Source organism: Streptomyces sp. CA-243310, assembly GCF_050936775.1.
GTDB lineage: Bacteria > Actinomycetota > Actinomycetes > Streptomycetales > Streptomycetaceae > Streptomyces.
In genome coordinates this window covers 1,406,159-1,427,250 of sequence record NZ_JBNJMF010000001.1, presented here as the reverse complement: position 1 = coordinate 1,427,250, position 21,092 = coordinate 1,406,159, and the positions used below count along the sequence as shown (strand labels likewise).

General features: G+C 70.8%; 20 protein-coding genes. 11 read left to right on the top strand and 9 right to left on the bottom strand.

Annotated features, from left to right (window positions below; all coding sequences use genetic code 11):
- Positions 1-72 precede the first annotated feature (72 nt).
- The gene (locus ACQEVM_RS06805) at positions 73-1,122 is read right to left on the bottom strand and encodes a family 2 encapsulin nanocompartment cargo protein polyprenyl transferase (protein WP_433076052.1); all 1,050 of its coding nucleotides are present in this window, start codon (positions 1,120-1,122) and stop codon (positions 73-75) included.
- Between the two features lie 45 nt (positions 1,123-1,167).
- On the bottom strand, positions 1,168-2,574 hold the full coding sequence (locus ACQEVM_RS06800) for a family 2B encapsulin nanocompartment shell protein (protein WP_433076050.1): 1,407 nt from the start codon (positions 2,572-2,574) through the stop codon (positions 1,168-1,170).
- Positions 2,575-2,798: 224 nt separating this feature from the next.
- Here ACQEVM_RS06800 and ACQEVM_RS06795 point away from each other — a divergent pair, with 224 nt between their 5' ends.
- From ACQEVM_RS06795 to ACQEVM_RS06780, 4 genes are all read left to right on the top strand, one after another.
- Positions 2,799-3,260: an RrF2 family transcriptional regulator gene (locus ACQEVM_RS06795; protein WP_433076048.1), complete on the top strand. Its 462-nt coding sequence runs from the start codon at positions 2,799-2,801 to the stop codon at positions 3,258-3,260.
- A 142-nt stretch (positions 3,261-3,402) separates the two neighbouring features.
- Entirely contained in the window at positions 3,403-4,608 is a 1,206-nt protein-coding gene (locus tag ACQEVM_RS06790; protein ID WP_433076046.1) for a globin domain-containing protein, read from the top strand.
- Between the two features lie 170 nt (positions 4,609-4,778).
- Positions 4,779-5,369, top strand: coding sequence for an N-acetylmuramoyl-L-alanine amidase (locus ACQEVM_RS06785; protein ID WP_433076044.1), 591 nt, complete (start codon positions 4,779-4,781; stop codon positions 5,367-5,369).
- Positions 5,370-5,442: 73 nt separating this feature from the next.
- A complete protein-coding gene (locus ACQEVM_RS06780) occupies positions 5,443-6,351 on the top strand; it encodes a 1-aminocyclopropane-1-carboxylate deaminase/D-cysteine desulfhydrase (protein ID WP_433076042.1) in 909 nt (302 codons plus the stop codon).
- Positions 6,352-6,409: 58 nt separating this feature from the next.
- Here the strand turns inward: ACQEVM_RS06780 and ACQEVM_RS06775 are convergent, their stop codons facing one another.
- On the bottom strand, positions 6,410-7,990 hold the full coding sequence (locus ACQEVM_RS06775; RefSeq protein ID WP_433076040.1) for a Na+/H+ antiporter: 1,581 nt from the start codon (positions 7,988-7,990) through the stop codon (positions 6,410-6,412).
- A gap of 55 nt (positions 7,991-8,045) precedes the next feature.
- Between ACQEVM_RS06775 and ACQEVM_RS06770 the strand changes: the two genes are divergently transcribed.
- From ACQEVM_RS06770 to ACQEVM_RS06760, 3 genes are all read left to right on the top strand, one after another.
- Positions 8,046-8,306 (top strand): UBP-type zinc finger domain-containing protein, encoded by a 261-nt coding sequence (locus ACQEVM_RS06770; RefSeq protein WP_433076038.1) that lies wholly within the window; start codon positions 8,046-8,048, stop codon positions 8,304-8,306.
- Between the two features lie 205 nt (positions 8,307-8,511).
- The gene (locus ACQEVM_RS06765; RefSeq protein WP_053676432.1) at positions 8,512-8,925 is read left to right on the top strand and encodes an anti-sigma regulatory factor; all 414 of its coding nucleotides are present in this window, start codon (positions 8,512-8,514) and stop codon (positions 8,923-8,925) included.
- Between the two features lie 11 nt (positions 8,926-8,936).
- Positions 8,937-9,950: an RNA polymerase sigma factor SigF gene (locus ACQEVM_RS06760; protein WP_063839456.1), complete on the top strand. Its 1,014-nt coding sequence runs from the start codon at positions 8,937-8,939 to the stop codon at positions 9,948-9,950.
- Between the two features lie 22 nt (positions 9,951-9,972).
- On the opposite strand, the gene ACQEVM_RS06755 is transcribed toward ACQEVM_RS06760, so the two are convergent.
- Positions 9,973-10,425 (bottom strand): hypothetical protein, encoded by a 453-nt coding sequence (locus ACQEVM_RS06755; RefSeq protein ID WP_267797099.1) that lies wholly within the window; start codon positions 10,423-10,425, stop codon positions 9,973-9,975.
- A gap of 84 nt (positions 10,426-10,509) precedes the next feature.
- Between ACQEVM_RS06755 and ACQEVM_RS06750 the strand changes: the two genes are divergently transcribed.
- Positions 10,510-11,475, top strand: coding sequence for a diacylglycerol/lipid kinase family protein (locus tag ACQEVM_RS06750; protein WP_433076036.1), 966 nt, complete (start codon positions 10,510-10,512; stop codon positions 11,473-11,475).
- Positions 11,476-11,794: 319 nt separating this feature from the next.
- Positions 11,795-12,052, top strand: coding sequence for a WhiB family transcriptional regulator (locus tag ACQEVM_RS06745; protein WP_004937597.1), 258 nt, complete (start codon positions 11,795-11,797; stop codon positions 12,050-12,052).
- A gap of 167 nt (positions 12,053-12,219) precedes the next feature.
- Here the strand turns inward: ACQEVM_RS06745 and ACQEVM_RS06740 are convergent, their stop codons facing one another.
- Positions 12,220-13,689, bottom strand: a complete 1,470-nt coding sequence (locus tag ACQEVM_RS06740; protein WP_433079851.1) for a sensor histidine kinase — start codon at positions 13,687-13,689, stop codon at positions 12,220-12,222.
- A gap of 647 nt (positions 13,690-14,336) precedes the next feature.
- Between ACQEVM_RS06740 and nagB the strand changes: the two genes are divergently transcribed.
- Entirely contained in the window at positions 14,337-15,122 is a 786-nt protein-coding gene (gene nagB, locus ACQEVM_RS06735; protein WP_433076034.1) for a glucosamine-6-phosphate deaminase, read from the top strand.
- Between the two features lie 174 nt (positions 15,123-15,296).
- On the opposite strand, the gene ACQEVM_RS06730 is transcribed toward nagB, so the two are convergent.
- The 4 genes from ACQEVM_RS06730 to ACQEVM_RS06715 form a co-directional block, all read right to left on the bottom strand.
- Positions 15,297-16,787, bottom strand: a complete 1,491-nt coding sequence (locus ACQEVM_RS06730; protein ID WP_433076032.1) for a glycoside hydrolase family 3 protein — start codon at positions 16,785-16,787, stop codon at positions 15,297-15,299.
- Between the two features lie 6 nt (positions 16,788-16,793).
- Positions 16,794-17,660, bottom strand: coding sequence for a carbohydrate ABC transporter permease (locus ACQEVM_RS06725; RefSeq protein WP_433076030.1), 867 nt, complete (start codon positions 17,658-17,660; stop codon positions 16,794-16,796).
- Complete coding sequence (locus ACQEVM_RS06720; RefSeq protein ID WP_433076028.1) at positions 17,657-18,652, bottom strand: carbohydrate ABC transporter permease; 996 nt, start codon at positions 18,650-18,652, stop codon at positions 17,657-17,659. The genes ACQEVM_RS06725 and ACQEVM_RS06720 overlap by 4 nt, the downstream gene beginning before the upstream one ends.
- 76 nt (positions 18,653-18,728) lie before the next feature.
- Positions 18,729-20,018 carry an extracellular solute-binding protein gene (locus ACQEVM_RS06715; protein WP_266949780.1) on the bottom strand — a complete coding sequence of 430 codons (1,290 nt, stop codon included), beginning with the start codon at positions 20,016-20,018 and terminating at the stop codon, positions 18,729-18,731.
- A 290-nt stretch (positions 20,019-20,308) separates the two neighbouring features.
- Between ACQEVM_RS06715 and ACQEVM_RS06710 the strand changes: the two genes are divergently transcribed.
- On the top strand, positions 20,309-21,073 hold the full coding sequence (locus tag ACQEVM_RS06710; RefSeq protein ID WP_053676497.1) for a GntR family transcriptional regulator: 765 nt from the start codon (positions 20,309-20,311) through the stop codon (positions 21,071-21,073).
- Positions 21,074-21,092 lie beyond the last annotated feature (19 nt).

The window sequence follows — 21,092 nt, the reverse complement described above, 5'->3', positions numbered from 1 at the left end:
TCCCCCGCCGTACGGTGCGGGAACAGGCCCTTCTCCACGCGTGCGGGCAACCTTCCGCGCGGCCCGGCGGACCTACCTGGTGCGCCGGGTGACGAACTCCGCCAGCGCCAGCAACCCGCCCGCCGCCCCCAGGTCCGGGACGGCCCTGGAGAGCTGCTGCACGGCCCGGCCCATCCGGTCGGCGGCGTGGGCCTGCGCCCAGTCGCGCCCCCCGGCCCGGTCCACGGCGCCGGCCGCGGCGCGGACGTCGTCCCCGGTCATGGGGCCCGCGTACAGCGCGGCCAGTTCCTCGCCCGCCGCGGTGCCCGAGGTGAGGGCGGCCACGACCGGGAGGGACTTCTTGCGGGCGATCAGATCCGCGCCGGCGGGCTTGCCGGTGTGCCCGGGGTCCCCCCAGATGCCGATCAGGTCGTCGATCAACTGGAAGGCCAGGCCGGCCTCCCGGCCGAAGGCGTCCATCGCGTCGACCTCGTCCGGACCGGCCCCCGCGTACAGCGCCCCCAGGGCGCACGCACAGCCCAACAGGGCCCCGGTCTTGGCCGTCGCCATCGTCAGGCACTCGTCGAGCGACACGTCCCCGCGCCGCTCGAACGCGCAGTCCGCCTGCTGCCCGGCGCACAGCTCGATCACACAGGCCGACAGGCGGGCCGCCGCCGCCGGGGCGGCCGGGTGCGGATCCTCGGCCAGCAGCCTCAGCGCGAGCGACATCATCGCGTCGCCCGTGATGATGGCGTCCGGCATCCCGAACACGGTCCAGGCCGTGGCCCGGCCGCGCCGCCGGACGTCCTTGTCGATGACGTCGTCGTGCAGCAGCGTGAAGTTGTGCGCCAACTCCACTGCGACGGCCGCGCGGACGGTGTCCCCGGCCTCGGCGCCGGCCCCCTGGAGGGCCTGCGCCGAGGCGAGGACGAGCGCGGGCCTGATGGCCTTGCCCGCGTTCCCCGCGGCCGGTCCGCCGTCCGCGTCCTCCCAGCCGAAGTGGTACATCGCCACGCGTCGCATCCCTGCGGGCAGGCTCTCGACCGCCCGGCGCAGTTCCGGGTTGACCGTTTCCTTCGTCCGCTCCAGCAGGGCCGCGGCCTCGTGCCCCTCGCCCGTGGTGATCGCCTCAGTGGTCGCCATCGCGCTCCCCCGTACTCCCCCGTCGCCGTTCGGCCGGGCCTCTCATCAGCGCCAGCGGGCGATCTCGACGTTCTCCAGCACGCCGAGCGCGTCCGGCACGAGCACCGCGGCGGAGAAGTAGGTGGTGACCAGGTACGAGATGATCGCCTGCTCGCTGATGCCCATGAAGCGGACCGACGTGCTCGGCTCGATCTCGTCCGGGATGCCCGGCTGGTGCAGACCGATCACGCCCGACTCGTCCTCGCCGGTGCGCATGCAGAGGATGGAGGTGGTCCGGGCGTCGCTGATCGGGATCTTGTTGGACGGGAAGATCGGCACCCCGCGCCAGGACGGCACCCGGTGGCCGCCGATCTCGATCGACTCCGGGTAGAGCCCGCGCTTGTTGCACTCGCGACCGAAGGCGGCGATGGCCTTGGGGTGCGCGAGGAAGAGCTTGGATCCGCGCCGCATGCTGAGCAGCTGGTCCATGTCGTCGGGGCTGGGCGCGCCGTCGTGCGGCTGGATGCGCTGGTCGTAGTCGGCGTTGTGGAGCAGTCCGAAGTCGCGGTTGTTGAGCATCTCGTGCTCCTGGCGCTCGCGCAGCGCCTCGACCGTGAGCCGCAACTGCTGCTCGGTCTGGTTCATCGGCTGGTTGTACAGGTCGGCGACACGGGTGTGCACGCGCAGCACCGTCTGGGCGATGGAGAGCTCGTACTCGCGCGGCCTGGCCTCGTAGTCGACGAAGGTGCCGGGCAGTACGGCCTCGCCCTCGTGGCCGGCGGAAAGGTCGATCGCGGCCTCGCCGTACTTGTTGGTCCGCTGGGCGGGCAGGGCGCGTACCTCGTCCACGTGCGCCCGCAGCGAGTCGACGCGGTCGGCGAGGAGCTGGAAGTCCTGGCGGGAGAGGACGAGCGCGGTGCCGGAGGTGGCGGCGCGGGCGGTGTACTCCCAGATGGCCTCTTCGTCGACGAGGGCGTCCTCGCCGAAGTAGGCGCCGTCGGCGACGGTCTGCAGGACGGCGTCGTCGCCGTAGGGGCCGGTGCCGATCTGGTCGATCCGGCCGTGGGCGAGCAGGAACACCTTGTCGGCGGGGCTGCCGAAGGAGGTGAGCTCCTGGCCGGCCTCGAAGTCGACCTGGTGGCACCGGGCGGCGAGTTCGGTCAGGACGTCGATGTCCTCGTAGTCGCGCAGCAGCGGCAGCTCGCCGAGTTCGGCGGGGATCACCTGGACCTGGGTGCCGGTCTTGATGAACTCCACCCGGCCGTCACCGACGGAGTAGCTGAGCCGCCGGTTGACCCGGTACGTACCGCCCTGCACCGACACCCACGGGAGCATCTTGAGCAACCACCGGGAGGTGATCTCCTGCATCTGCGGGGCGGACTTGGTCGTGGTTGCCAAGTTCCGCGCGGCCGAGGTCCCGAGACTGCGCTGCGGTGCCTGGACTTCGGATTCGGAACCTGCCTGGACCGACATGTGTTTCCCTTTCGATCACTCCATGGATCTGCGGGATCAGCCTTCCAGCGCACAGCGTGGTGAGACCATTACACAAAAGGGTGGGACTACTCCGTATGGGGCGTGGGCACTCTGATGCGTCCCTTTCTCCCCTCCAGCCCCTCTGACCCCTCCGGTTTCAGCCATCCCTGCCCACCCCTCCGACTTAACTTGCATCAGAGATTCAAGTTTTCTACGGTGGTGCCATGCGGCTGACCCGATTCACCGATCTGGCGCTCCGCGTCCTGATGCGCCTGGCCGTCGAGGACACGGACCTCCCCACGACGCGCGAGGTCGCGGCGACCATGGAGGTCCCGTACACCCACACCGCGAAGGTGGTGGCCAGGCTGCAACACCTCGGCCTGGTCGAGGCGCGGCGCGGCCGGGGCGGCGGGCTCGCCCTGACCGGCGCCGGCCGCGCCGCCTCGGTGGGCGCGGTGGTGCGCGAACTGGAGGGGGTCGGCGACGTCGTGGACTGCGACGGCGCCGTCCCGTGCCCGCTGCGGAGCGCCTGCCTCCTGCGGGGCGCGCTGCGCCGGGCCCAGGAGGCCTTCTTCGCCGCACTGGACCCGCTCACGGTGAACGACCTGGTGGCGGCCCCCACCGGGCCGCTGTTGCTGGGCATCTCGGGCGGACCGCCCGGTCGGGGCGGGCGCCCCGCCGACTGAGGTGCGGATGGCCGGTTCCGAGCGGCCGTCCCCCCGCCCACGCCACACCCGAGGGTTCTTCGAACGGATCTCCGCATCACCCCGGAGACCCTCGCGCCCTTTAATTGGTATCCAATAGTCCATTTAACAGAGGAGCTGCCCGATGCTGTCCGAGAAGTCGACCGCGACCGTCCGCGCCACCCTGCCCGCCGTGGGGGCGGCCGTCGGCGACATCGCGGAACTCTTCTACGCGAAGCTGTTCGCCGCCCACCCGGCCCTGCTCCGCGACCTGTTCAACCGCGGCAACCAGAAGGCCGGACTGCAACAGCAGGCCCTGGCCGGCTCCATCGCCGCGTTCGCAGGCCACCTCGTCCGGCACCCCGACACCCGGCCCGACGTGATGCTCGGCCGCATCGCCCACAAGCACGCCTCGCTCGGCATCACCCGCGACCAGTACGCGATCGTCCACCGGCACCTGTTCGAGGCCATCGCGGAGGTTCTCGGGGAGGCCGTCACCCCCGAGGTCGCCGAGGCCTGGGACGAGGTCTACTGGCTGATGGCGGGCGCCCTCATCGCCATCGAGGAGCGGCTCTACGCCGAGCAGCGGGTGGTCGCGGGCGACGTCTGGCGCCCGTGGACGGTCGTCCGCCGCGTCGAGGAGACCGTCGACTGCGCCACCTTCCACCTGGTACCGGCCGACGGGGCGCCCGCCCCCGGCTTCAAGCCGGGCCAGTACGTCTCCGTCCAGGTCGAACTCCCGGACGGAGCCCGGCAGATCCGCCAGTACAGCCTCTCCTCGTCGCCCGCCTCCCCGGTCCGCGCGATCACCGTCAAGCGGGTCCACGGGCCGGCCGCGGCGGGCCCGGACGGGGAGGTCTCCCACCACCTGCACGCCGAGGTCGGCGTCGGCGACACCCTGCGCCTCTCGGCCCCGTACGGCGACCTGGTGCTCCAGGACCCGACCTCGCCCGTGCTGCTGGCCTCGGCCGGGATCGGCTGCACGCCGATGCTGTCGATGCTGGAGCACCTGGCCGAGACCGGGCACGCCGCCCCGGTGACCGTCCTGCACGCCGACCGGTCCCCCGCCGACCACGCCCTGCGGGGCGACCACCGGGCCTTCACGCACAAGCTCGCCGACGCCTCGGCCCGGTTCTGGTACGAGACCGGCCACGAGGACGCCGCGGCCGCCGACGGGGTGGGCCGGCTCGACCTCTCCGACGTCCCGGTGGCCCCGGGCACCCACGCCTACCTGTGCGGGCCGCTGCCCTTCATGCGGGCGGTCCGCGAACAACTGCTCGCCAAGGGCGTACCGGCGGCGGACATCCACTACGAGGTCTTCGGGCCCGACCTGTGGCTCGCCTCCGCGTGACGGCCGGGGTCGGCGGGACGGAAGAGGCGGACGGGACCTCCGGGAATGTCCTGATTCGCTCGCTCGCCGTACGAACGCGCTAGCCGCGGAAGGATTCCCTCCGCTACACCGGAACGTGATGGGCCGGACACGAAAGGTGACCGGCCCCTCACGCACGGAAGGAGGCGTTCATGTCCGCACCCATGTCCGCAGACCGTTTCCTCACCCAATTGCGCAACGAGGGACTGCGCGTCGTCGAGGTGGGCGCCTGGCGCACCCACAACCGCAACCACAAGGGGCCCTGGGGGCCGGTCAACGGGGTGATGATCCATCACACCGTCACGCAGGGCACCGCGTACACCGTCCAGCTCTGCCGGGACGGCGACGAGGACCTGCCCGGCCCGCTCTGCCACGGCGTGATCACCAAGGACGGCCGGGTCCACCTCGTCGGCTACGGGCGCGCCAACCACGCGGGCTCCGGCGACTCCGACGTCCTGGCCGCGGTGATCGCCGAGAAGCGGCTCCCCCCGGACCACACGGCGAACACCGACGGCAACCGACACTTCTACGGCTTCGAGTGCGAGAACCTCGGCGACGGCAAGGACCCCTGGCCCGCGGTACAGCTCGACGCCATGGTCCGGGCGGCCGCGGCCGTCTGCCGCTTCCACGGTTGGACCGAGCGCTCGGTGATCGGGCACCTCGAATGGCAGCCGGGCAAGATCGACCCCAAGGGGTTCACGATGACCTGGTTCCGCGAACGCGTGGCGGACCGCCTCAAGTGACCGCCCCGCCAAAGGGCGGACCCTGACACCGTCCGCCCCCGGCGCGGCCACCGTCACCGGCGACAATGGGCGGGTGGACAGCCCCGTGGATCCCCGCTCCCTCCTCCGGCCCCGCCCGCCGTCGCCGCTGGTCGAGGCGTCGGACGGGCGGTTCGAGCGGCACGGCGTGCGGTTGGTGCTCAAGCGGGACGACCTCGTGCACCCCGAGCTGCCGGGGAACAAGTGGCGCAAGCTCGCCCCGAACCTGCGGGCGGCCGCGGACGGGGGGTTCCCCGCGCTGGTGACCTTCGGCGGGGCCTACTCCAACCACCTGCGGGCCACCGCCGCCGCCGGGCGGCTGCTCGGGCTGGCGACGGTCGGGGTGGTCCGGGGCGACGAGTTGGCCGGCCGGCCGTTGAACCCGTCCCTGGCCCGCTGCGCGGCCGACGGGATGCGGCTGCACTTCACGTCCCGGTCGGAGTACCGCCGCAAGGCCGAACCGGGCACCCTGGCCCGGCTGCTCGCGGCGGCGGGCGCGGAGGGCGCGTACGTGATCCCCGAGGGCGGCAGCAACGCCCTCGCCCTGACCGGTTGCGCGGAACTGGGCCGCGAACTGCGCGGCGCGGCCGACGTGGTGGCGGTCGCCTGCGGCACCGGCGGCACCCTGGCGGGCCTGGCGGCGGGGCTGGACCCCGGACAGCGGGCGTGGGGCGTGCCGGTGCTCGCGGGTGGCTTCCTGGAGGCGGAGATACGTTCCCTCCAGCGGGCCGCGTTCGGCGGCCCGGCCGGGGACTGGACCCTGGCCGAGGGCTTCGACCACGGCGGCTACGCGAAGGTCCCGGCGGAACTGGAAGCGTTCGCGGCGGACTTCGAGCGCCGCCACGGGGTCCCGATCGAGCGCGTCTACGTCGCGAAGCTGCTCTGGGCGCTGACCGCCCTGACGGAGTCCGGCACGTTCCCCCCGGGCACCACCCTCGCGGCCGTCGTCACGGGCCGCCCCTGATCCCCGCCGCCCCGGAACGGCGGGCCGGCCCCGGCCCGCCGCCCGACGCGCCCGGGGATCAGGTGGAGTCCTCCCGGTAGGCCGCCGCCTCCTCCAGGTCCAGCCTGCGCAACAACGCCCGCAGCATCTCGTCGTCGATCCGCCGCTGATCCCGCAGCGTCACGAACACCTCCCGCTCGGCCTCGATCATCTCGCCGGCCAGGCGACGGTAGACGTCGTCCGCCGACTCGCCCGTGACCGCGTTGACCTCGCCGAGCCGTTCCCACACCGCGTTGCGCCGCCGCTCCAGCACCGTGCGCAGCCGGTCCGCGAGCGGCGGCGGGAGCGCGTTCGCCGGGTCGGCGAGCAGTTCGTCGAGCCGCTCCTCGGCCGACCGCGACGCCTCGCTCTGCGCCTGCGCCTCGGCCAGCGTCTCGGCCTGCGCGTCCCGCGCCGGCAGCCTCAGCAGTCGGATCAGCGGGGGCAGCGTCAACCCCTGGACCACCAGGGTCCCGATGACGGTGGTGAAGGTCAGGAACAGGATCAGGTTGCGGTGCGGCACGCTCAGCGGGACGGAGAAGGCGATGGCCAGCGAGACCACCCCGCGCATGCCCGCCCATCCCACGATGACCGGCGCCTTCCAGTTGGTCTCCGGTTCCCGCTCGCGGATCCGCTCGGACAGCACCCGCGGCAGGAAGGTCGCCGGGAACACCCACACGAACCGGGCCACGACCACGGCCAGGAACACCGCCAGCGCGTACCAGGCGGCGTCCGGGCCCGCGTACTCGTCGAGCCCCTTGAGGACCACCGGCAACTGGAGCCCGATCAGCGCGAAGACCACCGACTCCAGGACGAAGGAGATCACCTTCCACACCGCGGCCTCCTGGAGCCGGGTGGCGAAGTCGACCTGCCAGTTGCGGTGTCCGAGGTACAGCGCGACGACGACCACGGCGAGCACCCCGGACGCGTGCACCCGTTCGGCGGCGGCGTACGCCACGAAGGGGATCAGCAGCGACAGCGTGTTCTGGAGCAGCGGGTCCCGCAGTGACCTGCGCAGCAGGTGGATGGGCACCATCAGCAGCAGGCCCATGCCGACACCGCCCACCGAGGCGAGCAGGAACTCGACGATCCCGCCCGCCCAGCCCGCGCTGACGCCGACCGCCGCCGCCAGGGCCACCTTGTAGGCGGTGATGGCGGTGGCGTCGTTCACCAGGGACTCGCCCTGGAGGATCGTCGTGATCCGGTTCGGCAGGCCGAGTTTGCGGGCGATGGCGGTGGCGGCCACGGCGTCCGGCGGCGCGACGACCGCGCCCAGCACCAGGGCCACCGGCAGCGACAGACCGGGCACGACCAGGTAGGCCGCGTACCCCACGGCGAGCGTCGCGAAGAGCACGTACCCGACCGACAACAGGGCGATCGGCCGCGCGTTGGCCCGCAGGTCCAGGTAGGAGCTCTCCATGGCGGCGGTGTGCAGCAGCGGCGGGAGCAGCAGCGGCAGCACGATGTGCGGGTCGAGCGTGTACGACGGCACGCCCGGGATGTACGACGCCAACAAACCGGCCGCGACGAGCAGCAGCGGGGCCGACACGGACGTCCGACGGGCCAACCCCGCGACCACCGCGCTGCCCGCGACCAGCGCCACCAGCGGCAATACCTCCATCGAAGACCCATCCTCATCAGTCCGCGGGCGTCCGCACCTCAGTACGCTGGCCATCATGAGCGAGTGCACCCACGTTGCCGAACTGCCGCGCCCCGAGCCCATCCCCCTTGCCCAGACCTGTCCCGAATGTCTGGCACTCGGGAGCCATCCGGTGCAGCTGCGGATGTGCCTGGCGTGCGGTTACGTGGCCTGTTGTGATTCCTCCCCCTACCGGCACGCCACGGCACACCACGATCAGACGGGCCACCCGATGATGCGCAGCTTCGAACCGGGCGAGACCTGGCGGTGGTGTTTTGTCGACGGTTCGATCGTCTGAGGCGGGGTAGGTCAACCCTCCGCCGGTTCCCCTGATTTGGGCCCGCAGACCCCTAGCCACTGTCCGTACCCATGGGCTTACCATCGGTCACCGGCCTGCGGGCGTGGGTACTTCGGGCAGGTGTCACACGGGGTGCCGCGACACGATCGCCCGGATCGCGATAGCGTCACCGGCGAACAGAGCTCGTACCACCTTGGAGGTGAGGGTGTCCCAGATCGCAGGCGAGCCCGGGACCCAGGACTTCGTGGAAGTCCGGCTGCCGGCTGCGGGTGCCTACCTGTCGGTGCTGCGAACGGCCACGGCCGGCCTCGCCGCACGTTTGGACTTCACCCTCGACGAGATCGAGGACCTCCGCATCGCGGTGGACGAAGCCTGCGCGATCCTGCTCCAGCAGGCCGTGCCCGGCTCCGTCCTCAGTTGCGTCTTCCGGCTGGTGGACGACTCGCTGGAGGTCACGGTCTCCGCACCGACCACCGACGGGCGCGCACCGGAGCGGGACACGTTCGCGTGGACGGTCCTGTCGGCGCTGGCCGGCAAGGTCGAGGCGACGGTCGAGGAGGACCGGACAGTGAGCATCAGCCTCTACAAACAGCGCGGCGCGGGGCCAGGCCCGGCGTGAGCGGCGGGGAGATCCCGGTGCGGGGCGGGGATCGGCCCCGGGTACGACACGAGGTCGACGGTGGCATCCCGGAGCAACTGCACGCCCGGCCACACCCGGCCGACGCGGATGCGGAAGACGGCTTTTTGGACTCGGCGGAGCGACGGGCGGGCCCTGTGAGCGAGAACCAGCACGAAGAACCACAACCAGCACAGCCACCGCCGGCCGCTGCCACGGCCCCGATGGCCCCGATCCCGATGGCGCCGGCGGCACACGTGCCGCTGCCGGATCCGCGCGACCGCAGTGGCGCGCGGGCCCTCTTCTTCGAGCTGCGGGAACTGCCCGACGGCTCGCCGGAGCGGGCGGAACTGCGCAATCGGCTGGTCCGGATGCACCTGCCGCTGGTCGAGCACCTGGCGCGCCGGTTCCGCAACCGCGGCGAGCCTCTGGACGACCTGACCCAGGTGGCGACCATCGGCCTGATCAAGTCGGTGGACCGGTTCGACCCGGACCGCGGCGTCGAGTTCTCGACGTACGCCACGCCCACGGTCGTCGGCGAGATCAAGCGCCACTTCCGTGACAAGGGCTGGGCGGTGCGGGTGCCGCGGCGCCTTCAGGAGCTGCGGCTCTCGTTGACCACGGCCACGGCGGAACTCTCGCAGCAGCACGGCCGCTCCCCCACGGTGCACGAGCTGGCCGAACGGCTCGGCATCTCCGAGGAGGAGGTGTTGGAGGGGCTGGAATCGGCCAATGCCTACAGCACGCTCTCCCTGGACGTCCCCGACACCGACGACGAGTCGCCGGCCGTCGCGGACACCCTGGGTTCGGAGGACGAGGCGCTGGAGGGCGTCGAGTACCGCGAGTCCCTCAAGCCGCTGCTGGAAGGACTGCCACCGCGGGAGAAGCGGATCCTGCTGCTGCGGTTCTTCGGCAACATGACCCAGTCGCAGATCGCGCAGGAGGTCGGCATCTCCCAGATGCACGTCTCCCGACTACTGGCCCGCACCCTGGCCCAGCTCCGGGAGAAGCTCCTCGTCGAGGAGTAGGACGTACGGATCGACGTACGGGTTATCGGGTCTGTTCCCCAGGCCCGATACCAAGCGCCTCGGTGGCCGTCGGGTTCACGAGCAGCGCCCCCACGGCCACGGCCGTGAGTGCCAGTGCCACCGCGGCGGCGACCATCGCCCCGCCCGTGGTCCACAGGGTCCAGGCGACCGGCATCGCCATCAGCTGGGTGATCAACGCCGGGCCGCGGCTCCAGCGGCGGCCCAGGCGCAGCCCGCGCGCCGCGATCAGCGGGAGCGCGGCCAGCGCGAGCAGCGTGACACCCCCGGTCTCGGCCTGCTGCGGGGAGTCGGGATCGCCGGCGATGCCCACGTACAGCATGTAGACGCCGAGGCCGGCGAGCGCGAGGCCCTCCAGCGCGGTGAGCACGGCGGCGGCGGTCAGCCGACCGGGCAGCGCGACGGGGGACGGCGCGGGCGAGGGGGCGGGAACGTTCGAGGTCGGCTTCTTACTCACCCCAGCAGGGTAGCCGCGCCCCGCCCGCCCCCGAGGGGACGGGCAGTAGGGGCCTCCCGCGGAGGGGTGGGTAGGCTGGCGCCCATGCGTGCACTTCTCGTGGCCAACCCAGCAGCGACGACAACCAGTGCGCGCACGCGTGACGTCCTGACCCACGCCCTGGCCAGCGAGATGAAGCTGGAGGCGGTGACCACCGAGTACCGGGGGCACGCGCGCGACCTCGGACGCAGGGCGGCCCACGAGGGTGTCGACCTCGTCGTGGCCCTGGGCGGGGACGGCACCGTCAACGAGGTGGTCAACGGACTGCTGCACAACGGGCCCGATCCGGACCGACTGCCCCGGCTCGCGGTGGTCCCCGGCGGATCCACGAACGTGTTCGCCCGTGCGCTCGGGCTGCCGAACGACGCCGTCGAGGCGACCGGCGCCCTGCTCGACGCGCTCCGCGAGGAACGCGAACGCACGGTCGGTCTGGGTCTGGCGGCCGGCACCCCGGGCACGGAGGACGAATCGGTCCCGGCGCGCTGGTTCACCTTCTGCGCGGGCTTCGGCTTCGACGCGGGCGTGGTGGGGCGGGTGGAGCAGCAGCGGGAACGCGGCAAGCGTTCGACGCACTCCCTCTACGTGCGACAGCTCATGCGTCAGTTCTGGGACGAGCCGAACCGCAGGCACGGCACGGTCACGCTGGAACGCCCCGGCGCGGATCCCGTGACGGATCTGGTGCTGTCGATAGTCTGCAACACCTCGCCGTGGACGTATCTGGGCAATCGTCCGCTTTACGCGTCCCCGGAGGCGTCGTTCGATACCGCGCTTGACGTACTGGCGCTCGATCGTTTGTCAACTCCGGCGGTCGCCAGGTACGCCACGCAGCTCCTGACCTCGACTCCTGAACGCGGGCCGCATGGCAAGCATGCGGTGTCTCTGCACGATCTGACCGACTTCACCTTGCATTCGAAGGTTCCGCTCCCGTTCCAGATGGACGGCGACCACCTCGGCCTGCGCACCAGCGTTCGGTTCACAGGCGTACGCCGTGCACTGCGTGTGATTGTGTGAGTGGAAGGGCCCAAAGTCCTTTCACTCGAACGTATACACGCCGGTCCACCCCCAGGAACTAGGGCTGTGACCTAGTAGACACCGACGAATCCAAAAAAACTTTCCGGAAGGGGTTGTATCCCCGTCCGAGGTTTGCGAATCTCTACATGGCGATCGGGACAGCCCGCAGAACCCGGCACCCACACAGATCGCCAGAACCCCTCCACGAATCTCGGACCCCGCCAGGCAACTGGGGGTCGGCCCTTCCCTCACGGGGGGATTCGTGAAAGCGTTCACATTCACAAGCAACCTGCCCGCAATACAAGGAGATGGAGCAGCCATGGACTGGCGTCACAACGCCGTTTGTCGTGAGGAAGACCCGGAACTCTTCTTCCCCATCGGCAACACCGGTCCTGCGCTGCTGCAGATCGAGGAAGCCAAGGCCGTCTGCCGCCGCTGCCCCGTGATGGAGCAGTGCCTGCAGTGGGCGCTCGAGTCCGGTCAGGACTCCGGCGTCTGGGGCGGTCTCAGCGAGGACGAGCGCCGCGCGATGAAGCGCCGCGCCGCTCGCAATCGGGCGCGCAACGCCACCGCCTGACATCGACTTTCGAGCCTCGAGCCGCAGCGCGTAGAAACCGTATAAGCGCTCAGCAACGTGCTCTTGAGCCCCGGACCGAGAACCTTCGGTCCGGGGCTCAGTGCTGTGCGGGAGGCGACGAGGGCCGAAATGGTCACCCAGGGTGACGTTCCGGCTGCTACTCGCTGCTACTTCTGTGGGCTGGCCGGTATGTCGAGGACGACCCGGGTGCCGCGCGGTTCGACCCGGACCATGTCGAACGTGCCGCCGAGTTCGCCCTCCACGAGGGTGCGCACGATCTGGAGCCCGAGGTTGCCGGCCCGCTGCGGGTCGAAGCCCTCGGGCAGGCCGCACCCGTCGTCGAGCACCGTGATCAACAGTCGGGCGTCGGTCCGCCCGGAACCGGAACGCGCGGCGGACACCTCGACGGTGCCGCCCTCCCCCTGGGTGAAGGCGTGTTCCAGGGCGTTCTGCAGGATCTCGGTCAGCACCATCGACAGTGGGGTCGCGACCTCGGCGTCGAGGATCCCGAACCGGCCGGTGCGTCGGCACCGCACCTTGCCGGGCGAGATCTCGGCGACCATCGCGATCACCCTGTCGGCGATCTCGTCGAACTCGACCCGCTCGTCCAGGTTCTGAGAGAGCGTCTCGTGCACGATCGCGATCGATCCGACGCGGCGCACCGCCTCGTTCAGAGCCTCCCGACCCTGCGGGGAATCCATCCGGCGGGCCTGGAGCCGCAAGAGCGCGGCCACCGTCTGGAGGTTGTTCTTCACCCGGTGGTGGATCTCCCGGATGGTCGCGTCCTTGGTGATCAATTCACGTTCGCGACGACGCAGTTCCGTCACGTCGCGGCACAGCACCAGGGAACCGATCCGGGTTCCCTTGGGCTTGAGCGGGATCGCCCGCAGCTGGATGACGCCGCCGTTCCCCTCGACCTCGGTCTCCCGGGGGGCCCAGCCGCTGGCGAGTTTGACCAGGGCCTCGTCCACCGGGCCCCGGGAGGGCGCGAGTTCGGCGGTGGCGTTGCCCAGGTGCTGGCCGACCAGATCGGAGGCGAGACCGAGCCGGTGATAGGCGGAGAGCGCGTTCGGGGACGCGTAGGTGACCACCCCGTCGGCGTCGAGCCGGATCAGGCCGTCCCCGACGCGCGGGGAGGCGTCCATGTCCACCTGTTGGCCGGGGTACGGGAAGGAACCCGCCGCGATCATCTGGGCCAGGTCCGAGGCCGACTGGAGGTAGGTCAGCTCCAGCCGGCTCGGTGTACGCACGGTGAGCAGGTTGGTGTTGCGGGCGATCACTCCCAGTACCCGGCCCTCGCGGCGGACGGGGATCGACTCGACGCGGACCGGGACCTCCTCGCGCCACTCCGGGTCGCCCTCGCGCACGATCCGCCCCTCGTCGAGCGCCGCGTCGAGCAGTGGACGCCGGCCGCGCGGAACCAGGTGGCCGACCATGTCGTCCTGATAGGAGGTCGGCCCCGTGTTCGGGCGCATCTGCGCGACCGACACGTAGCGGGTGCCGTCGAGGGTGGGCACCCACAGCACGAGGTCGGCGAAGGAGAGGTCGGAGAGCAGCTGCCACTCGGAAACCAGCAGGTGAAGCCACTCCAGGTCGGTTTCACCGAGAGCGGTGTGCTGGCGTACGAGGTCGTTCATGGAGGGCACGTGGCGAGCGTACCCCGGGTATGGCCATGACTTTCCCCACGGCTCTTACCCAGGAGTACCCAGGAGGGGCCCCGTCCGCGTACTGTTGGAGGAAGTGACGGGTTGGATACCCCCGTCATTGGATGGACAGAACAGAATGGTCTAGTCCACAATTGACTTACGCTTCCGCCCTCCCCGCACAGGAGGACGGATCGAGGTAACCCGCGCGCTCTGCCCTGACCGCGCAGGCTCCTCCCACCGGCCGGAGGGAACCGCACACCCGCCGGCCGTAAGTACTCCGGGCTACGGTGCCGGGCGGGTCGAGGGTCCCGTCCTGCACCGTGGCCCAGAGGAATTTCAGGGCCGCGTCAGCCCATTCCCCGCATTTCCCCGCCGCGTTCGCGGGAGCCGGGGCAATTCCGCGCCCTTTTCCCCGGGCCACCCCTTCACGCGATGATCGCGACACCCGCGAAGCCGCCTCCCCCGCATGCCCCCACCCCTGCACCGTCACGCTCCGTGTTCGCGTGGGACCGGTCGCCGGGAGGCCGCGGGAAGGGGGCGGGATCACCATGTAAATGAGGGGAGCGACCCGCCGGGAAGGGGTCCGTTCTGTTAGATTGGTCTATACCACACCACCTCTCCAGATCGGCAGGCCCCGCGTGGAAGTTGTCATCGTCCCGGACGCCAAGGCAGGCGGCGAGCTCATCGCGGAGGCCATGGCCGCCCTGGTCCGTCGCAAGCCCGACGCCCTGCTCGGCGTGGCGACCGGCTCTACCCCGCTGCCCGTCTACGAGGCCCTCGCGGCCAAGGTCCGGGCCGGCCTGGTCGACGCCTCGAAGGCCCGCGTCTGCCAGCTCGACGAGTACGTCGGCCTGCCGGCCGGCCACCCCGAGTCCTACCGCGCGGTCGTGCTCCGCGAGGTCGTCGCGCCCCTCGGGCTCACCGAGTCCTCGTTCATGGGGCCGGACGGGTCCGCCGAGGACGTCCAGGCGGCCTGTGTCGCCTACGACGAGGCGCTGGCCGCCGCCGGCGGTGTGGACCTCCAGCTGCTCGGCATCGGCACGGACGGGCACATCGGCTTCAACGAGCCGTGCTCCAGCCTCGCCTCCCGCACCCGGATCAAGACGCTGACCGAGCGGACCCGCGTGGACAACGCGCGCTTCTTCGACAACGACATGGACCAGGTCCCGCACCACGTCATCACCCAGGGCATCGGCACCATCCTCGACGCCCGCCACCTGGTCCTGCTGGCCACCGGCGAGGGCAAGGCCGAGGCCGTCGCGCAGACGGTCGAGGGTCCGCTGTCCGCGCTGGTCCCCGCGTCCGCGCTCCAGCTGCACCGGCACGCCACGGTCGTCGTGGACGAGGCCGCCGCGTCCAAGCTGAAGCTCGCGGACTACTTCCGCCACACGTACGCCGACAAGCCCTCCTGGCAGGGTCTGTAGCCGACGGCCACGAAGGGCCGGGACCGCCCCTGACAGGGCGGCCCGGCCCTTCCGCGCACCCGGCGCGCCGGCCGCCCCCGGACACGACGGAGCCGGACACGACGGAGCCGGGCACCCCCGTGACGGGTGCCCGGCTCCGTGGTCCGCGAGGCGGCCGGATCCGAAGGAGTCGGCCTAGACGCCCGCGATGACCTCCGCGGCGGCCCGCCCGCACACCCGCGAGGCGCCGTGCGTCGCGATGTACAGCGCCCCGCGTGGCTCGGCGCGCGGCAGGCCCATCTCGACCACCACCGTGTCGGGGCGGGCCGCGACCAGCGCGTCCAGGGCGTCGGTCATCCACGGGTGCCGGTGCGCGTCCCGGACGACGGCGACGACGGTGCGGTCCCCCGCCGCCGCCAGGACGTCGGCGGCGCCGGCGCCCTGCGGGTACACGCCCGACCGGGTGCCCGGGAGCAGCCCGGCCAGTTCCGCCGCGACGCCCCACGGGGTCTCGTCGCCCACCGCGATGTTCGCGACGGGTGCGAGCGTGGCGACGTACGGGGCGGTGACGGGAGTCGGCGCACCGCTCACGACCACCGCCCTGCGGGCCGCCGTCAGGCCGATGTCGGGCGCGTTCCCCTCCCGCGCGCCCGCATCGGTGACGGCGGCCCGGGATCGCCGGGTCCACTCGGCGAGGGCGCGGACCCGGGCGGCGGCGTCGGCGAGCCGCTCCTCGGGCAGCGTGCCCTCGCGGACGGCGGCGACCAGCGCGTCGCGCAGGGCGAGCACGGTCGCCTCGTCGGCGAGCCCACCGCCCACGCAGATCGCGTCGGCGCCCGCGGCGATGGCCAGGACCGAGCCGCGCTCGATGCCGTACGTGCCGGCGATGGCGTGCATCTCCATGCCGTCGGTGACGATCAGGCCCTCGTAGCCGAGTTCCTTGCGCAGCAGCCCGGTCAGGATGCGCGGGCTCAGCGTGGCCGGGCGGGTCGGGTCGAGGGCGGGCACCAGGATGTGCGCGCTCATGACGGCCTTCGTGCCGGCCTCGATGGCGGCATTGAACGGTACGAGTTCACGCGCCGTCAGGGTGTCGAGGTCCACGTCGATGCGGGGCAGCGCGTGGTGCGAGTCGACGTTGGTGTCGCCGTGGCCCGGGAAGTGCTTGGTGCAGGCGGCGACTCCGGCGGCCTGGAGCCCGGTGACGTACGCGGCGGTGTGGCGGGCGGCGAGGTCGGTGTCGGCGCCGAAGGACCGCACGCCGATGACCGGGTTGTCCGGGTTGGAGTTGACGTCGGCGGAGGGCGCCCAGTTGAGGTTGACCCCGCACTCGGCCAGCCGGCGGCCCAGCTCCCGGGCGACGTCACGGGTCAGCCCGGTGTCGTCCACCGCGCCGAGGGCCAGGTTGCCGGGGAAGGACGAGCCGCCCCGGACCTCCAGGCGGGTGACGTCGCCGCCCTCCTCGTCGATGGCGACCAGTACGTCGTCGCGCTCGGCGCGCAGTTGCGCGGTCAGCGCGGAGAGCTGGTCGGGCGAGGTGATGTTGCGGCCGAAGAGACCGACCGCGGTGAGGCCCTCGCCGACCCGGCGCAGCAGCCAGGAGGGGGCGGTGGTGCCCTCGAAGCCGGGCTGGAGCACCGCGAGGGCGTCCCGGGTGAGGGTGTCGGTGTGGTGCGCAAGAACAGTCATGGGCCGTTATCCCTTCACGGCGCCGGCGGTGAGGCCCGCGGCCATCTTGCGCTGGACGATGAGGAAGAGCACGACGATCGGGATCGCCATCATGGTGGAGCCGGCCATCATGGGTGCGAACTCGGTGCCGTTCTTGGTGGTGAAGTTGCCGAGCCAGACGGTGGCGGTCTGGTTCTGCTGGCTCATCAGCATCAGTGCGTAGAGGTACTCGTTCCACGCCTGGATGAACCCGTAGACCGAGGTGGCCACCATGCCGGGGGCGAGCAGCGGGAAGACCACGCGCAGGAAGGCGCCGGTCGGGGTGCAGCCGTCGACCTGGGCGGCCTCCTCCAGTTCCTTCGGGATGTTGACGATGAAGCCGCGCAGCGTCCACACGGTGAAGGGGAGGATGAACGTCAGGTACGTGATGATCAGGCCGGTGAGCTTGTCGTACTGACCGAGGTCGTTGAGGAGCAGGAAGACCGGGATGATCATCGCGACGAGCGGGATCATCTGGACGGCGAGGATGCCGACGATCACGATCTTGCGGCCGCGGAAGGCGAAGCGGGAGATGGCCAGGGCGGCCAGCATGCCGACGACGATGCCGATGGAGACGACGACGAGCGAGACGATCATGCTTCGGCCGACGGGACCCCAGAAGTCGGAGATCTCCAGCGCGCGCCGGAAGTTGTCCAGGGTGAAGGTGCGCGGGAAGAAGTGGGGGTTCGGGTCGATCGCGTCCTTGGCCGGCTTGAAGGCCGTGTTCAGCATCCAGTAGACCGGGAAGCCGACGGTGGCGAAGACCACGAGGCCGATGAGGTTCCAGCCGAGCTTCGACTTCGCCTTGTTCTGCTTGCGGCGGGCGACGGGCGGGGTCGTGGTGGTCGAGGTCACTCCACCTCTCCGATCTTGAGCATCTGGCGCATGTAGACGGCGACCACTCCGAGCAGCAGCAGGACGGTCACGAGGGCGATGGCGGAGCCGCCCGAGTAGTCGTTGACCACGAAGGCCTGCTGGTAGGAGTAGGTGGTCAGCAGCTGGAACTCGGCCTCGGGGTTGCCGTTGCGCATCACGAAGACCTGCGGGAAGACGCCCATGTCCCAGATGACCGAGAGGGTCGTCAGCATCACGATGATCGGCTTCAGGATGGGCAGGGTGACGTGGCGGAACACGCCCCACGCGCCGGCGCCGTCGAGGCGCGCGGCCTCCTCCAGCTCCTTGGGCACCTGGGTGAGGCCCGCGCTGAGGGTGATGACGACGAAGGGCACCGCCCCCCAGACCACCAGGAGCATGATGACCGCGAGGCCCTGGGGGCCGCTGGCGAACCAGTTGTGCCCGATCATGTCGACGCCGGGCAGCTTGCTCATCAGGTAGTTGAGGACGCCGTAGTCGGCGTCGAAGAGCCACTTGAAGACGGCGGTGGCAACGATGATCGGCATGCCCCAGCTCGCCACGAGGGCGATGCTGATGAGCGCCTTGACGAAGCCGGACACCTTCTGGAGCAGCAGCGCGATCAGCATGCCGATGACCATCGTCAGGACGACGGCGCCGGCCGCGAAGACGGCGGTGCGCAGGACGACGGTCCAGAAGACCCCGTCGCCGAGGATCTTCGTGAAGTTGTCGAGCCCGACGAACTCGGCGTCCTTGAAGCCCCAGAGTTCGGACTTGCCGAAGCTCTGGAAGGAGAGGGACACGAGTCTGAAGAGCGGGTACCCCATGACGAGGACGATGACCAGGAGGCACGGGGCGAGCAGCAGCCACGGGGTCGCGCCGGAACCCTTGCGGGTCGGCTTCCCCGGCTTGCCCGTACGTCCCGTCCCGACTCCAACGGAGGTGTTCTGCTTCGCCGGCGGCAGGTCGGCGGTGGTTGTCTGTGCGGCACTCATCGCGCGCTCCTCGGGGGTCCCTCTCTTGACGGGCGGCAGGGCCCCGCCGATGTGGCGGGGCCCTGCCGGCTACAGGTCACTTGGTGTTGATGACCTTGTCGATCTCGGCGTCGGCGGCCTTGGCCGCGTCCTCGACCGACTTCTTGCCGGTGCCGATCTCCTGGAGAAGGGTCTGCAGGAGCTTGGCCTTCTCGACCTGGCCCCAGCCCGGGGCGGTCGGCACGAACCAGGAGGACTCGGCGGCGGTGGCCGCGACCTGCGTCGCCGGGGCGGACTTCAGCGGGCCGAGGTCCGTCTTGTTGTTGGGCAGGTTGCCCTTGGCGATCAGGCCCTTCTGGCCCTGCGCGCCGGTGAAGGCGTTGATCCACTCGGAGGCGATGTCCTTGGCCTTGGACTTGGCCGGGACCGCGAGGTCGGAGCCGCCGAGGAAGACCGGGAGGTTCTTGCCGTTCGGGCCGGGCTGGACGAAGTTCTCCAGCTTGTCCTTCAGGCCGCCGACCTTGTCGTTCTTCGGGTCGGCCGCGGTGGCGCCCTCCCAGGCGGCGGCGAAGATGGCGGCGGAGTTGCCCTGGGCGAAGACGACCGGGCGGTCGGACTCGTCCTTGGTCTTGTCCGCGTGCATGTACTTGTCGAGGAGCTCCTTGTACTGCTTGAGCCCCTTCAGCGACTCGGGGGAGGACAGGGTGCCCTTCCACTTGTCGCCGTCCTTCTTGGCGATGGCGCCGCCGGCGTCGTAGACGTAGGACATCGCGGCGTACCAGTCGGGCGAAGGCTGGTACAGGGCGCTGAACTTGTCGCCCTTGGCGGCCTGGATCTTGTCCAGCGCGCCGGTGTACTCGGCCCAGGTCTTGGGGGCGGCGGTGACGCCGGCCTCGGCGGCCAGGTCCTTGCGCCAGGTGCCGACGCGGCCACCGGCGTAGTACGGGACGCCGTACGTCTTGCCGTCGTAGGTCACGGACTCCTTGAGGGCGTCCAGCCACGCGGAGGAGTTGTCGAACTTCGACGGGTCCACCTCGGAGAAGGCTCCGGTCGACATGTAGCCGATCATCTCGGAGTTGCCCATCTCGACGACGTCGGGCGCCTTGTCCGTGGCGAGGACGGCGTCCAGCTTGGCGTTCTTGTCCGGCCAGCCGTAGTACTCGTGCTTGACGGTGAGACCGGGGTGCTTCGCGACGACCGCGTCGTCGGCCGCCTTCACCAGCTCCGGCCAGTTGTTCTGGGCGTCGACCGTCAGCCAGACGGTCAACTCCTTGGCGCCGGACGCCTTGTCGGCAGTGTTGCCGCCCTTGTCGTCCGAGCCACCGCACGCCGCCAGGCCGATAACCATGCCCGCGACTCCAACCGCCGCGATGAGCTTGCGCTTCACGCCACCCTCCTCAGGGATGCCTTCATGCACTTCCCTTGCCCGCCGCGGTGACATACGCGAAGTACTGCACGTGGGGCCGGGATCCGATCCATATTGGTTTAGACCAGTAACCGGAGCTTGGCCTAGACCTTTAGGGGTGTCAAGGGTCTAATGAGCGGGTGATCGGTCCGTTATCGGACCGACACCTGGGGGAGGGAGGAGGCCTGTCCTCCCGCTCGTGTCACGATGTGACCGCACATATGGAGGAGCCGGTGACGGCAGCGAAACTGGAGTCGGGAAGGCGGGCGGCGATGGCCACCGAAGGGGCGACCACGGAGCCGGAAGGCGGGGCGGCCACTCGCACGGCGCGGGTGCCCAAGTACTACCGACTCAAGCGGCACTTGCTCGACATGACCGAGACGCTCCCCCCGGGCACACCGGTGCCGCCGGAGCGCACGCTGGCGGCCGAGTTCGACACCTCGCGGACCACGGTCCGCCAGGCCCTGCAGGAGCTCGTCGTCGAAGGCCGGCTGGAACGCATCCAGGGCAAGGGCACCTTCGTGGCCAAGCCCAAGGTGTCCCAGCCCCTCCAACTCTCCTCGTACACCGAGGACATGAGGGCCCAGGGGCTGGAGCCCACCTCGCAGCTGCTCGACATCGGCTACGTGACGGCCGACGACACGCTCGCCGGACTGCTCAAGATCACCACCGGGGGGCGGGTGCTGCGCATCGAGCGACTGCGCCTGGCGAGCGGTGAGCCGATGGCCATCGAGACCACCCACCTGTCGGCGAAGCGCTTCCCCGCGCTGCGCCGTTCACTGGCCAAGTACACCTCCCTCTACACCGCCCTCGCCGAGGTGTACGACGTACGGCTCGCGGAGGCCGAGGAGACCATCGAGACCTCGCTGGCCACCCCGCGCGAGGCCGGACTGCTCGGCACCGACGTCGGCCTGCCGATGCTGATGCTCTCCCGGCACTCGCTGGACGCCGACGGCGAACCGGTCGAATGGGTACGTTCGGTGTATCGCGGCGACCGTTATAAATTCGTCGCCCGCCTTCAGCGACCTGCCCTCTGATCAACGGTTGACTCCTGAT